Annotated in this window: 13 protein-coding genes; 6 read left to right on the top strand and 7 right to left on the bottom strand. The window is 55.5% G+C overall.

All coding sequences use genetic code 11. From position 1 onward, the window contains the following. Window positions 1–70 precede the first annotated feature (70 nt). The 7 genes from yhdP to csrD all read right to left on the bottom strand — a co-directional run bounded on the left by yhdP (window position 71) and on the right by csrD (window position 10,815). Entirely contained in the window at window positions 71–3,877 is a 3,807-nt protein-coding gene (gene yhdP, locus AC4OVS_RS02445; RefSeq protein ID WP_048966787.1) for an AsmA2 domain-containing protein YhdP, read from the bottom strand. 42 nt (window positions 3,878–3,919) lie between these two features. Continuing rightward, on the bottom strand, window positions 3,920–5,389 hold the full coding sequence (gene rng / locus AC4OVS_RS02440) for a ribonuclease G (protein WP_003860405.1): 1,470 nt from the start codon (window positions 5,387–5,389) through the stop codon (window positions 3,920–3,922). Beyond that, window positions 5,379–5,972: a Maf family protein gene (locus AC4OVS_RS02435; protein ID WP_003860403.1), complete on the bottom strand. Its 594-nt coding sequence runs from the start codon at window positions 5,970–5,972 to the stop codon at window positions 5,379–5,381. Before AC4OVS_RS02435 ends, rng begins: the two co-directional genes overlap by 11 nt. Before the next feature lie 9 nt (window positions 5,973–5,981). Further along, window positions 5,982–6,470, bottom strand: a complete 489-nt coding sequence (gene mreD, locus AC4OVS_RS02430) for a rod shape-determining protein MreD (protein WP_003860402.1) — start codon at window positions 6,468–6,470, stop codon at window positions 5,982–5,984. Beyond that, window positions 6,470–7,486 (bottom strand): rod shape-determining protein MreC, encoded by a 1,017-nt coding sequence (gene mreC, locus AC4OVS_RS02425; RefSeq protein WP_003860400.1) that lies wholly within the window; start codon window positions 7,484–7,486, stop codon window positions 6,470–6,472. The genes mreD and mreC overlap by 1 nt, the downstream gene beginning before the upstream one ends. A gap of 62 nt (window positions 7,487–7,548) precedes the next feature. Beyond that, complete coding sequence (gene mreB / locus AC4OVS_RS02420; RefSeq protein WP_000913396.1) at window positions 7,549–8,592, bottom strand: rod shape-determining protein MreB; 1,044 nt, start codon at window positions 8,590–8,592, stop codon at window positions 7,549–7,551. A 282-nt stretch (window positions 8,593–8,874) separates the two neighbouring features. Continuing rightward, entirely contained in the window at window positions 8,875–10,815 is a 1,941-nt protein-coding gene (gene csrD, locus AC4OVS_RS02415; protein ID WP_491922159.1) for an RNase E specificity factor CsrD, read from the bottom strand. 183 nt (window positions 10,816–10,998) lie between these two features. Here csrD and acuI point away from each other — a divergent pair, with 183 nt between their 5' ends. The 6 genes from acuI (at window position 10,999) to accC (ending at window position 16,182) form a co-directional block, all read left to right on the top strand. Continuing rightward, complete coding sequence (gene acuI, locus AC4OVS_RS02410; protein WP_063150260.1) at window positions 10,999–11,973, top strand: acrylyl-CoA reductase (NADPH); 975 nt, start codon at window positions 10,999–11,001, stop codon at window positions 11,971–11,973. Between the two features lie 77 nt (window positions 11,974–12,050). Beyond that, window positions 12,051–13,052 (top strand): protein-methionine-sulfoxide reductase catalytic subunit MsrP, encoded by a 1,002-nt coding sequence (msrP, locus tag AC4OVS_RS02405; RefSeq protein ID WP_032626457.1) that lies wholly within the window; start codon window positions 12,051–12,053, stop codon window positions 13,050–13,052. Beyond that, on the top strand, window positions 13,053–13,652 hold the full coding sequence (gene msrQ, locus AC4OVS_RS02400) for a protein-methionine-sulfoxide reductase heme-binding subunit MsrQ (protein WP_491922158.1): 600 nt from the start codon (window positions 13,053–13,055) through the stop codon (window positions 13,650–13,652). A 234-nt stretch (window positions 13,653–13,886) separates the two neighbouring features. Next, window positions 13,887–14,339, top strand: a complete 453-nt coding sequence (gene aroQ, locus AC4OVS_RS02395; RefSeq protein WP_022649568.1) for a type II 3-dehydroquinate dehydratase — start codon at window positions 13,887–13,889, stop codon at window positions 14,337–14,339. 21 nt (window positions 14,340–14,360) lie between these two features. Further along, window positions 14,361–14,822, top strand: coding sequence for an acetyl-CoA carboxylase biotin carboxyl carrier protein (gene accB, locus AC4OVS_RS02390; RefSeq protein ID WP_010436174.1), 462 nt, complete (start codon window positions 14,361–14,363; stop codon window positions 14,820–14,822). 10 nt (window positions 14,823–14,832) lie between these two features. After that, window positions 14,833–16,182, top strand: a complete 1,350-nt coding sequence (accC, locus tag AC4OVS_RS02385; protein WP_003860388.1) for an acetyl-CoA carboxylase biotin carboxylase subunit — start codon at window positions 14,833–14,835, stop codon at window positions 16,180–16,182. The last annotated feature ends 108 nt before the right edge of the window (window positions 16,183–16,290 follow it).

The raw sequence follows: 16,290 nt of genomic DNA, 5'->3' as shown, positions 1-16,290 counted from the left end.
GTTCGTTGCCGCCAGTGGCGGTATAAAATCAATATTATTGAGAGTGAGGCAATTACCTGCCCACGTCAAATCATTGCTGTGCTTCTTTGCGCGGCTGGCGCAGCACTTCATTAATCTGCGGTTTATCGATTGGGCCCGTAATGCGGTAGCGCAGAATCGAGACTTTGCTCCAGAGCGGCCCCAGCACTTTGCTGGCGGCAAATACCGCCGCGCCGATTATCGGATTGACCACAAAAGCGGTAGCAACACCCACTGTAGCGGAGATTTCCGGGGCAACAACCGCTTCCATATCCAGCTCCCGGCGCACGAGGTTCACTGATCCTTTCATGGCGATGTCCGCTTCCAGGCCGTCCAGCAGCGTATCATCGGTATGCATCACGCCGTCCTTGATCCAGGCCGTTCCGCGAATGGAGTCATAATAGAAACCGTCGTTGAAGGTATCGCTGAAATCGAAGCGCAGCTTGCGCAGCAGCGCGTCAAAGCTCAGCAGGCGCAGTATTTGCCCTGCATGACCGGTGCTAACATCGGCAATTTGTCCCTTACCAAAACGGGTTCTGAGGATACCGTTCAGCGAGGCAACGTCCGGCTGCCACGGTGCCGCGCGCCAGTGCAGATCGTAATTCACATCGAAGGACGATCCGCGAAGCGGCGTGCTGATCCCAAAGAAGTTAGCCGCGGAGTCCAGCTTGTTGCCTTTAATATCGCCCTTCAGCGAGGTGCGCTGTTCACCCGGTTTGTTCACCCACTCGCCAGCGGCGGTCATGCGGCCAAAGCCGGTATCCACCAGCCCACCAGAGAGGCTCAGCGTATTGCCCTGAATAGCAAAATCACCGTCGATACGGCCATATTTCTGTCCCCACAGCCAGCACTCCGCACAGCGCAGCTGGAGATCGGGCCAGTTGCTGAAATCCACGCGCGACGTTCCACTGCTGCTGAAAGGAGACGTACTTGTCGACTGTGTTTTAGACGCCGTAAAGGTCGGGTTGTAATAGAGATAACGGATAGCCGCCTGCCATGGCGCGTTATCGCGCATCGTCAACGAACCGTTAATTTCACGCCCCTGCGCCTCGACCTTTGAGCCGTTCACCGTCGGCCGGGAGACAATACTCAGGTTGTTCCACTGCTGCCCACCCAGCGTCAGCGCAGGCGTGCGCAAGGTAATGGACTGCGGGAACTGCGCCGTTTGGTCGACGTTTTGCCCGACACCTTTCTGAAACAGTGCCAGCCACTCTGCGCCATCCATCGGCGGGAGATTCAGTTCAATGCCCGCCTGCTCCGGCAGCGGCGGCGTGGTACGGCTGTCCGTCGTCCAGATCGCCCTGTCCAGCGTCAGCTTGCGGTTAAGCAGCCAGCGGCTGTTGAAGTGGTTTGTTCCGCCAGCGTTTCCGGTTAAATCGAAGCTGTTAAGGTTGCCCGCAACCTTAACGTTGACGGGCAGTGCTTCACCGCTTTTCTTGTTCAGCGGTGCGGGAAGCTGGCTACTGAGGTTTTTTAGATCGCCCGTAATGTCGACGTTATAGCGCGCACCGGCATGATAAGGCAGGTCGATGGCGACCTTGCCATTCCATGACACCGCGCCGTCCACCGCATTCTCAATCGGCTTCGGCAGAACATCCATGCGTGACGGCTGCCAGTTCGCGTCCATATTGACCGCCACCTGGTAGGCTTTATCGCCCTCGGTGGTGGAGAAATCGATATTGACGGGTTGATTGAACCAGGTCGCTTTCAGCGGCTTACTTTTCAGATTGCCGTTAACAAAGCTGAACTGACCGCTAAGGTTTTTCAGCGTGCTGTCCAGCGGCTTGATATAGAGGCTGTTATTGTTCAGACGAACGTCGCCTTTGGCGGTGGTCATTTCACCGTCGAGCGGGATATCCAGATGTAAGCGAGCATTCACATCACCATCTAACTGCAACTGCTGGAGAGTGGCCGCCAGGGAGTCATCCAGCGGCGTATCTTCAAAATATGGGCCAACCGCTTTACCCGGCCCATTAATATCCGCATCAATCAGCAGTTTCTCTTTGGAGTAATCCGGGATGTTTGCCGTCAGGTTGCTTGCTGTTACGCCGCCCAGCGCAACGCTGTCCGTCTTCATCCACAAGCCGTCATTCAGGAAGTTGAGTTCGATATTCAGATTCTTCAGCGCGGGCCAGTCCGGCTGGAAGGCATAGGTGGCGTTGCGTAGCGGCACCAGAACCTGGAACTGGCCTTCGTTATGCTTATACGGGAACAGGTGCGGATTGCCGCCGTAGACCAGCGTGGCGTTATCCGCCTGACCGCCCTGAATGGCGCCGCTGAGATAGTCTACCAGCGCTTTCCCCATCAGGTTTTCCGGGAAGTAGCGCCACGCCTGCGAACCGTCATCCGTGCTGATGCCCGCCAGAATGCCCAGCCACGGCTCATCGCCTTCAGGCTGTAGATAACGGAAATTACCGCGGGCATGTACCGCTTTGGCTTTTACATCAATATCGCGACCATCGAGCTGAAAACCTTTGTCATTCTTCAGCCAGTTGAGGGTGGCGTTTCCCTTTTCGATCTCCAGTGGCGCACGGAAGACCGTTTCGTACGGCATTTTTGCTTCCTGCATTTCTGCCGTCAGCCTGCCGTTTTCCACGCTTCCTTCCAGTTTACCGCTGAAGTGCTCGGCACCCGGCAGCAGCTTCCACTGTTTCCATGCGAGATTTTTCCATGCCGCCTGAAAACGCGTCTTTTCCGTGGCCTGGAGCGGAATATCCAGCGCCAGCCGGTTTATCTGCCCGCTCGGTTGCGTCGCCAGCCAGATTTCGCCCAGCTCCGGTGAGAGTTTTGCGGCCATTGAACGCAACCCTTCGATCGCCGTCAGATCCAGGTTACTGGCACGGATACGCAGCTCATCGCTGCGTTTACCGTTTATCCCGCCGACGTCCTGCTCCGGCATCCACGCCAGCGTCAGTGCGCCGCGCGGCCAGGGTTTGTTATCCATGGAGATGCGCGTATCCGGAATAGCGAACTGCCAGCCGCCTTTATCCTGCGTCACGTGTGCGGTGAGGTTATCGACGGAAAGCTGATGCTGATGGTTTTCCCCCTTCCAGCTCGCGCCCCCCTGCTTAAGCCAGATATCGCCGCTGGCGAACGCCCCGTTCGTCAGGGTCATCCAGCCTTCCAGGCTGAAGCGCGCGGTTTCCAGCTGCATGTTCTGCTGTAGCCACTCACCCAGCCACGGCTTCACGTCCACGTCGTCCGCCTGTAGCCACACCCTGCCGTTGTTCAGCAGGCCATTGTCGTCGCGCAGATCCATCCGCACCTGCATAACGCCGTGCTGCCCGTTCAGGCTGGAGAGATTCACCTGCCCCTCGGCGCGGTGGCGATCTTTCCCGTTTAGCCAGGTCAGCTGTGGGATCGCCAGCTCAGCGCGCTGTCCGGAAAGGGTTATAAAGCTCACTTCGCTGTCGCGGAGATCGAAATGATCGAACTGACGCAGGAAGAGATCGCTGATACGGCTGGTTTCCAGCCCACGATCGCTGTCGCCGCTTTGCAGCGGCGTGTTGGTCATCAGCTGAAGTTGCCAGAAGGTGAGATCGCGAAACTGCCAGCGCAGATGCAGCAGGCTTTGCCAGACATCCAGCGCCAGGGTGACGCGTTTGATTTTAAGATGGCCGCCATCTTTCAGGCTGGCGCTGATATCCCGCGCATCAAGCGTCGGGCCAAAGTTCTGCCAGCTTGCCTCGATATGGCTCACGTCCACCGGCAGACCGGTGGCAGATTCGATTTTTGCCAGGATCTGCGGCCGCCAGCTGTCCAGATGCGGCAAGGCGAGACGCAGCCCGCTCACGAGCAACGCGACAATCACGACCAGCGTTGCCCCTGTAAGCAGTAAAATCCCCGGCAATCGCCTCACGCGTCTCTCCTTGTCAGCCTTAAATCTCGCAGCGAACTGCGTTTACATCATGACGACGTCAAACTGCTCCTGGTTATAGAGCGGCTCAATTTGCACTTTTACCTGTTTGCCGACAAAGATTTCCACTTCCGCCAGCGCGTGCGACTCTTCCCCTTTCAAGGCCTCTGCCACCGCAGGGGAAGCATAGACCAGAAAACGGTCTGAGTCGTAGGCATGATGGACACGGACAATCTCACGCATGATCTCGTAGCAGACCGTCTCCACCGTCTTTACCGTTCCGCGTCCATGGCAGGTTGGACACTCATTACACAGGACATGTTCCACGCTTTCGCGGGTCCGTTTCCGGGTCATTTCCACCAGACCGAGCTGCGAGAAGCCATTGATGCTGGTTTTCACGCGATCTTTACTCAGCGCCTGCTCCAGGGAGTGCAGCACGCGACGGCGGTGGTCTTCATTATTCATATCGATAAAGTCGATGATGATAATACCGCCCAGATTACGCAGGCGAAGCTGGCGTGCGATGGCCTGCGTCGCTTCTATATTGGTATTAAAGATGGTGTCATCGAGGTTGCGATGGCCGACAAACGCGCCGGTGTTGATGTCGACGGTGGTCATCGCTTCGGTCTGATCGATGATCAGATAGCCACCCGATTTCAGCTCAACCTTACGCTCCAGCGCACGCTGGATTTCGTTTTCAACGTCATAGAGATCAAATATCGGCTGGCGTCCGGTGTAATGCTCCAGCAGCCCCGGCATTTCCGGGATGTACTCGGCGGTAAACTCCAGTAAGGCTTCGTACGTCAGACGGGAGTCCACGCGGATTCGGTCGAGCTGCGCATCGGCGAAATCACGTAATACGCGCTGAGCGAGCGCCAGCTCACCGTACAGCCGGTAGCGGGTCTGGTTGCGTTTTTTACGCTCCATCACTTTGGTCCAGACGCGCTTCAGATAGGCCGCATCCGAGGCCAGGTCTTCTTCGCTGATCCCTTCCGCTGCGGTACGGATAATAAACCCACCCTGCTCGTCGCAGTAGGCGCTGACCACCTTTTTCAGGCGTTCACGCTCGCTTTCGCTCTCAATACGCTGTGACACGCCGACGTGCGACGCCCCCGGCATAAAGACCAGATAACGTGAAGGAAGGGTGATGTCGGTGGTCAGACGCGCGCCTTTGGTGCCCAGCGGATCTTTTACCACCTGCACCATCAGATCCTGGCCCTGACGCACCAGCTCAGAGATGTCGCGCACGGCAAACTGTTTTTGCTCTTCGCCTGCCACGCATTCGGTATGCGGCATGATGTCGGAGGCGTGTAAAAACGCCGCTTTATCGAGCCCAATATCTACAAAAGCCGCCTGCATACCCGGCAGTACACGACTGACACGACCTTTGTAGATATTGCCTACGATTCCGCGCCGCGCTTCACGCTCAATATGAATTTCCTGAAGAATGCCACCATCAATGTAGGCCACACGGGTTTCCGATGGCGTTACGTTTACCAACAATTCAGCCGTCATAATTATCCCTTCCCTCACGCAGTGAGTTAAAATTGCTCAGCAACTCATACGTTTCCACCAGCGGTAAGCCGACTACGGCGTGATAGCTGCCATTTATCTTCCTGACAAAACAGCCACCCAACCCTTGAATACCGTATGCACCTGCTTTATCCATAGGTTCACCGCTGGCGATATAGCCGGCGATCTCCTCGTCGGTGAGGACTCTGAACGTCACTTCCGTTACCACAAGGCAATCCAGAACGTACTGGCTGTCTGCCAGCGCTACCGCCGTCATCACCTGATGGGTTTGCCCGGACATGTTACGCAGCATCCGCGCAGCATGGTCTGCGTCGCGGGGTTTCTCAAGCACCTCACCATTGAGAATGACGATGGTATCGGCCCCCAGCACCGGTAAGTCACGCGGCACGCATGCAACGCCCGCCTGCGCTTTTTCACGCGCCAGACGGGAGACATACTGCTGAGCGCTTTCGCCCTCAGCACGTTTTTCTTCGATACCGGTAACGATGCGTTCGAAGGATACACCCAACTGCGCAAGCAGTTCCTGGCGACGCGGAGAACCGGAGGCAAGATACAAAGACGTCATAGAAACCTTTTATTGCACGGCAAACTGCTGGCGAATTTTACGCATCAGCAGGAACAGCCACGGCCAGAGCACACCGTTTACTACACTACTCCAGAACACTTCCGGTCGGAAAGAGACGTTGATCACTAAAAACTCTGCCCAGAAAACAACGATATCCGCAGCGAGCGACAACAACATCACCACCAGCGCCTGTTGCCAGAGCGCAAGGTTACGAAAGAGCTGGAATTTGAGTGCAACGAGATACGCAATAATGCTCATGGATAAGGCGCGGACGCCAAGCGTAGAGCCACTGATAAGATCCAGTATGGCACCCATCACAAAACCTGTGCCGACATTTACGCGGTGCGGCAGGGCAAGGATCCAGTAGAGCAAAATGAGTAATACCCAGTTTGGCCGGAAAACAAGAATGTCGTCCGGCCAGGGCATAATTTGCAGCAACAATGCAACGAGGAATGAGAGCCAGATTACCCAGCGCCCCTGGCTACGATAACTGGCCACTACTGCCCTCCACCCGAGACTTGCGGCGGTGGCGGCGCATCCGGTAGCGGCTGCGTTAACCCCGTCGCCGGAGCCGGTACGGGCGCAGGTGGCCCCATTGCATCCGGCGCAGGCAGCACCTGCGGCATCATCTGCATCAGGCGCTCATTGGCCACGCGATGCACATCTTCCGGCGTCATCGGGTTAGCGCCGTTGCGATCGGCGCCCCATAGCAGCAGCAGGTAGCGTAAACGCTGCAAGCCAGCCGTTGGACGCGCCTGGATCACGGTGTAGGCACGTTGAGTGTCGAGCTTCACGGAAGAGACAACCGCAACCGGGTAGCCTTCAGGGAAACGACCGCCCAGACCAGACGTCACCAGCACGTCACCCACGCGGATATCCGTGTTGGCGGGCAGGTGTTCCAGTTGCAGATCGTCCGTACAACCATTACCGGCGGCAATTACGCGAATATCGTTACGCAGCACCTGAATCGGCAGTGCATGGGTGGCATCGCAAATCAGCAGCACACGGCTGGTCAGTTTGGCAACCGCCACGACCTGGCCCACAACGCCTTTATCGCTGATGACAGGCTGACCTTCGTATACGCCGTTCACGCTGCCTTTATCAATCACCACCTGATCGCTGTATGGATCGTTTACGGTGGAGATCACCTGGGTGACCATTTTCTGTTCATCCTGGCGCAGCGGCGAGCCAAGCAGTTCCCGCAGACGCGCGTTTTCCTGCTTATATTGCCCCAGCATCAGTAGCTCGCTGTTTTTCAGCAGCAGTTCCTGGCGTAATGCACGGTTTTCGAGTTCGAGCTGGTCACGCGATGAAAGCGTTTGCGACACGGAGTCGAGCAGTTCACGGGGACCATTTGAAATAAAGTAGAAAGGACTGACGGCGGTATCCATGTACGTTCGGATCTGGCTGAACGTACCGAGGCGGCTATCGGCAATAATGACCCCGAGCGCCACCAGAACCGCCAGGATCAGGCGAAACTGTAGCGACGGGCCACGGCTAAAAATTGGCTTCATAGGCTATGCGTATTCTCGCGTCAGAGAGAAAGGGTAGCCATTTGCTACCCTCTCACACCCGACTACTCTTCGCTAAACAAGTCGCCGCCGTGCATGTCGATCATTTCCAGCGCCTTGCCACCACCACGGGCGACGCAAGTCAGTGGATCTTCTGCAACTACGACAGGAATACCTGTCTCTTCCATTAACAGGCGGTCGAGGTTACGCAGCAGCGCACCACCACCGGTCAGAACCATACCGCGCTCGGAGATATCGGAGGCCAGCTCTGGCGGGCACTGTTCCAGCGCTACCATCACCGCGCTCACGATGCCGGTCAGCGGCTCCTGCAACGCTTCCAGGATTTCGTTGGAGTTCAGGGTGAATCCGCGTGGCACGCCTTCTGCCAGGTTACGACCGCGAACTTCGATCTCGCGAACTTCATCACCCGGATAGGCAGAACCGATTTCATGCTTGATGCGCTCTGCGGTCGCTTCACCGATCAGAGAGCCGTAGTTACGGCGAACGTAATTAATGATGGCTTCGTCGAAACGGTCGCCGCCGATACGCACGGAAGAGGAGTACACCACGCCGTTCAGGGAGATAACGGCCACTTCAGTGGTACCGCCACCGATATCCACCACCATAGAACCGGTTGCTTCAGAAACCGGCAGACCCGCACCAATTGCCGCAGCCATCGGTTCTTCAATCAGGAACACTTCACGCGCACCGGCACCCTGAGCGGATTCACGGATTGCACGGCGTTCAACCTGGGTTGCGCCAACCGGCACACACACCAGTACGCGCGGGCTTGGGCGCATGAAGCTGTTGCTGTGAACCTGCTTGATGAAGTGCTGAAGCATTTTTTCGGTCACGAAGAAGTCAGCAATAACGCCATCTTTCATTGGGCGGATCGCGGCAATGTTGCCCGGCGTACGGCCCAGCATCTGCTTCGCATCATGGCCTACTGCGGCCACGCTTTTTGGCGAGCCAGCACGATCCTGACGAATGGCCACAACGGAAGGCTCATTCAATACGATGCCTTGTCCTTTTACATAGATAAGGGTATTCGCGGTACCCAGGTCAATGGACAGGTCATTGGAAAACATGCCACGAAATTTTTTCAACATACTAAGGGATAATCCTGAAAGCTGGGGCGGAAAACAAAATCCGCTTACTTTACCAACCACACGCAGCAGCGACAAGGCGCAAAAATCGTCTGCTACGGTGAAAATTAGTGCAGCACGTTTCCTTTGTTACAAATTCATCCCCTGAATCCCTCAGGGCTGAGTAAACAGCAGCGTCCCTCACTTTCACTTGTAACCTATAAAAGGTCGTTCACTGGCTTTTATGCTCGTCTTACTCAAAGCTACAGGCGCGATATTCTACGTGAAAACAAAGTAAACGGCAGGTCAAACAGAGTATCTTTGCAAATATTTTTTCACATTGGTGTCAAGCGGCTGAGAGGCGGCAAAAAAATCCCCCTGACCGCCCGTCACGCCGCGCTCTGTCAACATCTGCCATTCACTGCGTGAACGTACGCCTGCGGCAAATACTTGCGTTTGCGTTCCTTTGCACGCCTCCACCAGGCTTTGTACCAGCAGCTGGTTTTCCGTGCGCTTTTCGATATTCCTTACCAGACCCGGATGCAGCTTCAATAATTCGACATCCAGCTCTTTGATCCAGCTGGTGCTGACCAGGGTAAGACCCGCCTGTGTTACCGCCACGCGAGCCCCAAGCGCATTGATTAACCGCACAACCGAGCGCAACCGGCTGATGTGTTGACCTACATCTGCCTCTGCAAGTTCAAAAATAATGCGTTTGCGTTGCGATTTTTCGCATTGCATTAACGTGTCACGTAACCAACGCTGAAAACGCGGACGGATCAGCGATTCGACGGTCACCTGTAAAGCCAGATTTTCTTCAGGCCAGTACGATAAAAACGGAATGAGGCGGGTGATTTGCTGGCGGTCATACTCTTCGGACAATCCGAATTGCAACACCATGGGCAGATATTCCGCGGAGATAACCTCTTCAGTGCCATCAAAAATACGGCACATCAGCTCACGATGATGAACATGACCATTCTTCATGACCGCCGGTTTTTGATAGATGCGCGGTCCGCCCCGGCTCAGCATCTGTTCAATCAGGGTTCGCCAGCGCACGTTGCCGCGCCCTTTCTCCGGCAGCGTATCATCATAGACTGCCCAGCCGTTCGCCCCCTGCAATACGGCGTTACGCGTGGCCGCTTCCGCATGTTCCATCACCTGCTCCGTCGACTGACCGCCGCGCCAGGCACAGATGCCCATATGCACCATATCGTCTCTGTCGAGCATTTTGCTCTGGGGCAGCGCATCGACGGCTTTCAGCAGCTGGCTGGCGATACTCTCGGACTCCTTTAAGGTGCGATGCGGCAGCAAGACGGCAAAATCGCTGCGGTGGTAGCGTGCCAGTAACGCGCCGGGGTAACGCATAATAAAGGTGGATAGCAGGTTAATCAGCGTGAAGAGGTTCTCTTCCGCCACGCGCTGGCCCCAGGTATCACGGAGCAGATCGAAGTCGGGCAGGCGAATCATCATTACCACGCCATGCGTCCCCACCTTTTCGGGATCATCAAGAAGCGTAGCCAGCTGATTATCAAAGAAGAGACGGTTGTTAAGGCCCGTTTTGTTATCCTGCGCGGCGTAGGAGCGAATCAACGTGTCCATACGGCTACGCTGATCGCTGGCAAACTGGATTTCGGAGAGCAGCACGTCCAGGGCGCTACTGGTACGTGATGGCCATTCATAAACCGATCCCCGTACCTGCGGACCCCGCTCGCCATTCAGTATTCGCACCGAGCGTGTTTCCAGCAGTTCCTGGCCGGAAAGTTGACGACGCTGCCAGCGAACGGCGAGGAAAATCAGCAGGACGATCAAGGCAACGGCGATGGTTAAGGGCGCGGTGGTCATGAGCGAGCGTAAATAGTTGCTCATCGGATCCTGGTACATCAGATGGATTGTCATACCCGGATGTTTAAGTGAGCGTACCGTTATGTCCCGATACTGATCTACCGTGCCGGCAGGACGGTAGCTGCCCTGACGGGTATGGCTGAAAACGGTCTGCTTCCCCTGTTTAATGTCGATCTGCACGATATCCACAGGCACCATTAACTCATCCAGTTCACGCGAAAGTGCCGGGAAAGAGGTTGTAATCAGGCGAGTGTCGATAACCGATGCAACCGATTCTACCCGGTTAACCAGCTTATCCTGGATGGCATTATAAAAGCTCAGCGAGCAGCCGATTAGCGTGACAAATATGGTCAGTCCCGTCAGCAAGGTGATAAAAGCTGAGAACTTCGTCGTTAATCGCATCCTTGAGATTACTCCGTGGGTTGAAGGGGTCGCAAGTGAGCGCTAACTTGCATTTCAAATGCGGCATACTACCAAACCTGGTGTATCTGGCAATTTATTGCGTTAAATCGGCAATGCGTTTCATTGAGCGAGTATAGTCTTCAGTACATATTTTCCCATCATCAATCCTAGTGAGGACCCTGTATGCAGGCTTTGATCTTAGAACAGCAGGACGGCAAAACCGTTGCCTCGGTGCAAGCCATTGACGAGAGCCGCCTGCCGGAGGGCGACGTGACCGTAGATATCGACTGGTCAAGCCTGAACTATAAAGATGCACTGGCCATTACGGGAAAAGGTAAAATCATCCGAAATTTCCCAATGGTGCCAGGCATCGACTTGGCTGGCCGCGTGCATACCAGTGAAGATCCGCGTTTTCACGCCGGACAGCAGGTGCTGCTCACCGGCTGGGGCGTAGGTGAAAACCACTGGGGAGGACTGGCAGCGCAGGCGCGCGTAAAAGGTGACTGGCTGGTCCCGATGCCGAAAGGCCTGGACGGCCGTAAGGCGATGATCGTCGGCACGGCAGGTTTCACCGCCATGCTCTGCGTGATGGCGCTGGAAGAGGCCGGGATCCGTCCTGACTCTGGCGAAATTGTCGTGACCGGCGCCAGCGGTGGCGTGGGCAGCACGGCCGTCACGCTGCTGCACAAGCTGGGGTACCAGGTCGCCGCCGTCTCTGGCCGCGAAAGTACGCATGATTATCTACGTCAGTTGGGCGCAAGCCGTATTCTGAGCCGCGACGAATTCGCCGAGACCCGTCCGCTGGAAAAACAGGTCTGGGCTGGCGCTGTAGATACCGTCGGCGACAAAGTGCTGGCGAAGGTACTGGCGCAAATGAATTACGGTGGCTGCGTGGCGGCCTGTGGTCTGGCGGGTGGTTTTGCCCTGCCGACGACGGTGATGCCATTTATTCTGCGTAACGTGCGTCTTCAGGGTGTCGATTCGGTCATGACCCCAGCCGAGCGGCGGGCTGAGGCCTGGGAACGTCTGGCGCGGGATCTGCCAGCCTCATTCTATAAGCAGAGCGCCACTGAGATTACCCTGAGCCAGGCGCCAGAGTACGCCAATAAAATCATGGACAACCAGTTCCACGGTCGTGCGCTGGTTAAAATCGCCTAATCTTCAAATTTTCGTGACATATTCGCGCTAACCCTCCTCCTCCGTCATGCTTAGAAAAACGCCTGACGGAGGATGCCATGAAAACCCGAAAACTGACGGAAGCAGACGTAACGTCCGAGTCTGTCTTTATGCTACAGCGTCGCCAGATCCTGAAAATGCTTGGCATCAGCGCCACTGCCCTGACGCTCACCCCTGCGGCCCACGCCGATCTGCTCGACTGGTTTAAGGGCAACGACCGCCCGAAAGCCCCCTCTGGCGCACCGCTTAACTTCACGAAACCGGCGCAGTGGCAGAATAAACTGACGTTGACGCCGGAAGATAAAGTCACCGGCTATAACAACTTCTATGAGTTTGGCCTCGATAAGGCCGATCCTGCCGCCAACGCCGGGAGCATGAAAACCGATCCCTGGACGCTGAAGATTGATGGCGAAGTGGCAAAGCCGCTGACGCTGGATCATCATGACCTCACCACCCGCTTCCCACTTGAAGAACGCATTTACCGTATGCGCTGTGTGGAAGCCTGGTCGATGGTGGTGCCGTGGGTAGGTTTCCCTTTGCATAAACTGCTGGCGCTGGTTGAGCCCACCAGCAACGCGAAGTATGTTTCCTTCCAGACGCGCTATGCCCCGGACGAGATGCCAGGCCAGAAGGATCGGTTTATCGGCGGCGGGCTGGAGTATCCCTACGTTGAAGGTTTACGTCTCGACGAAGCCATGCATCCGCTTACGCTGCTCACCGTCGGGGTTTACGGCAAAGCGCTGCCGCCGCAAAACGGGGCGCCCATTCGCCTGACCGTACCGTGGAAATACGGTTTCAAGGGCATCAAATCGATCGTCAGCATTAAGCTCACCCGTGAACGCCCACCCACCACCTGGAACCTCGCAGCGCCAGATGAGTATGGTTTTTTTGCCAACGTTAACCCGCACGTTGATCATCCACGCTGGTCGCAGGCGACGGAACGTTTTATCGGTTCCGGCGGCGCGCTGGATGTTAAACGCCAGCCAACGCTGCTGTTTAACGGCTATGCAGATGAGGTGGCATCCCTCTATCGTGGGCTGAATTTACGGGAGAACTTCTAAGTGCGTTTAACGGCAAAGCAGATAACCTGGCTGAAGGTACTCCTGCATTTAGCCGGATTGCTCCCCTTTATCTGGCTCTTTTGGGCAGCCAGCCAGGGACAGTTCAGTGCCGATCCGGCTAAAGATATTCAGCATTTTACGGGTCGGATGGCTCTGAAATTTTTGCTGGCGACCTTGCTCGTCTCACCGCTTGCGCGCTACGCTAAACAGCCATTGCTAATACGTACCCGTCGGCTTTTGGGGCTATGGTGTTTTGCCTGGGCGACGCTGCATCTCACCAGTTACGCCCTGCTGGAACTGGGCATTAACAACCTGGCACTCCTTGGCAGCGAACTGGTTACGCGTCCTTATCTGACGCTGGGTATCGTAAGCTGGCTGGTTTTACTGGCGCTGACGCTGACATCCACGCAGTACGCGCAGCGAAAAATGGGACGGCGCTGGCAACTGCTGCACAACTTCGTCTATCTTGCCGCGATCCTCGCGCCCATCCATTACCTGTGGTCGGTGAAGATATTATCTCCTCAGCCGGTCATCTACACCCTGCTGGCATTGGCCCTTTTAGCATGGCGTTATAAGAAGTTCCGCCAGTGGGTACGATAGTCCACGAAACTGTGCGTTTTCCCGCAGATTATTTATCAGCCGCGAATCTTTTTCGGATAGCGGTTGATAATCTTCCCTGATAAGACCAGTATTTAGCTGCCAAATGCTACGAAATCGTTATAATGTGCGACTTCGGTTTTCCGGACAGGGGTTTTTGGCCTCTGAAAGGGTGACAATTGCGTGTTGAGGGTATATGTTGTTTTTTACCCGAAAATCGCAGGAGATAGCGGCACAATGGCTGACAAATTCCAAATTTTAGTATTGAACGGACCGAACCTGAACATGCTCGGCACCCGTGAGCCAGAGAAGTACGGCACGCTGACATTGAGCGAAATTGTTAACCGTCTGGGTACGGAAGCAGCCTCGCTGAATGTGGATTTGGACCATTTTCAGTCAAACGCGGAGTACGCAATCATCGACCGTATTCATCAGGCTAAAGACACTGTGGACTATATCCTGATCAATCCGGCCGCGTTTACGCACACCAGTGTTGCTATACGCGACGCACTGCTCGCGGTGAGTATCCCGTTTATCGAGATCCATCTGAGTAACGTGCACGCCCGAGAGCCGTTCCGCCACCATTCCTACTTGTCAGATATCGCCGCTGGCGTGATATGTGGGCTGGGTGCAGACGGCTATTCATACGCTTTACAGACAGCGGTAAAACGCTTGTCACAATCACACTAAACAAGAGTACGGAACCCACTCATGGATATTCGTAAGATTAAAAAACTGATCGAGCTGGTTGAAGAATCAGGCATCTCCGAACTGGAAATTTCTGAAGGCGAAGAGTCTGTACGCATCAGCCGTGCAGCCCCAGCCGCTAGCTTCCCGGTAATGCAGCAAGCTTATGCTGCGCCAGTGCAGCAGCCTGCGCTCTCCGCAGCCGTTGCACCAGCAGCAGAAGCCGCACCTGCAGCAGCTGCAGAAATCAGTGGTCACATCGTACGTTCCCCAATGGTTGGTACTTTCTACCGCACCCCGAGCCCGGACGCGAAAGCGTTCATCGAAGTGGGTCAGAAAGTCAACGTAGGCGATACCCTGTGCATCGTTGAAGCCATGAAAATGATGAACCAGATCGAAGCAGACAAATCAGGTACTGTGAAAGCGATTCTGGTCGAAAGTGGTCAGCCGGTAGAATTTGACGAGCCGCTGGTCGTCATCGAGTAACGAGGCGAACATGCTGGATAAAATTGTTATCGCCAACCGTGGCGAGATTGCACTGCGTATTCTTCGTGCCTGTAAAGAACTGGGCATCAAGACCGTGGCCGTGCACTCAAGCGCGGATCGCGATTTAAAACACGTATTGCTGGCGGATGAGACGGTCTGTATCGGTCCGGCTCCGTCCGTAAAAAGCTATCTGAACATCCCGGCGATCATCAGCGCCGCCGAAATCACTGGCGCGGTCGCGATTCACCCGGGTTATGGTTTCCTCTCTGAGAACGCCAACTTTGCTGAGCAGGTTGAACGCTCTGGCTTTATCTTCATTGGCCCGAAAGCCGACACCATTCGCCTGATGGGTGACAAAGTGTCTGCCATCACCGCGATGAAAAAAGCCGGCGTGCCAACCGTACCGGGCTCTGACGGCCCGCTGACCGACGATATGGATGCTAACCGCGCCCATGCTAAACGCATTGGCTACCCGGTTATCATCAAGGCGTCTGGCGGCGGCGGCGGTCGCGGTATGCGCGTTGTACGCAGCGATGCTGAACTGGCGCAGTCCATCTCCATGACCAAAGCGGAAGCGAAAGCGGCTTTCAGCAATGACATGGTGTACATGGAAAAATACCTGGAAAACCCACGCCACATCGAAATTCAGGTGCTGGCTGACGGTCAGGGCAACGCGATCTATCTGGCTGAACGTGACTGCTCCATGCAGCGTCGTCACCAGAAAGTCGTCGAAGAAGCGCCAGCGCCGGGCATTACGCCGGAACTGCGTCGCTACATCGGTGAGCGTTGCGCCAAAGCGTGTGTCGATATCGGCTATCGCGGGGCGGGTACCTTTGAGTTCCTGTTCGAAAACGGCGAGTTCTACTTCATTGAGATGAACACCCGTATTCAGGTTGAACACCCGGTTACCGAAATGATCACCGGCGTTGACCTGATCAAAGAACAGCTGCGTATCGCAGCCGGTCAGCCGCTGTCCATCAAACAGGAAGAAGTTGTGGTTAAAGGCCATGCGGTAGAGTGCCGTATCAACGCCGAAGACCCGAACACCTTCCTGCCAAGCCCGGGTAAAATCACGCGTTTCCACGCGCCGGGTGGCTTTGGTGTGCGCTGGGAGTCCCATATTTACGCCGGTTACACCGTACCGCCGTATTATGACTCAATGATCGGTAAGCTGATCTGCTACGGCGAAAACCGTGACGTGGCCATTGCCCGCATGAAGAACGCCCTTCAGGAGCTGATCATCGACGGGATCAAAACCAACGTAGATCTCCAGATGCGCATCATGAGCGACGAGCACTTCCAGAATGGTGGTACTAACATCCACTACCTGGAGAAAAAACTCGGTCTGAACGAGAAGTAAGAGATCAGTGATGCTAAAAGGCCGGATTATCCGGCCTTTTTTATTTCTGGGGATCGCAAAGCCCCATCATGTACAATCCCCGCTTTCTTCATCCACAAGGGACAAAAA

It is taken from the genome of Enterobacter sp. 4974935 (genome assembly GCF_058661735.1).
The sequence above is the reverse complement of the archived record's forward strand: the minus strand, read 5'-3'. Positions and strand labels throughout refer to the sequence as shown.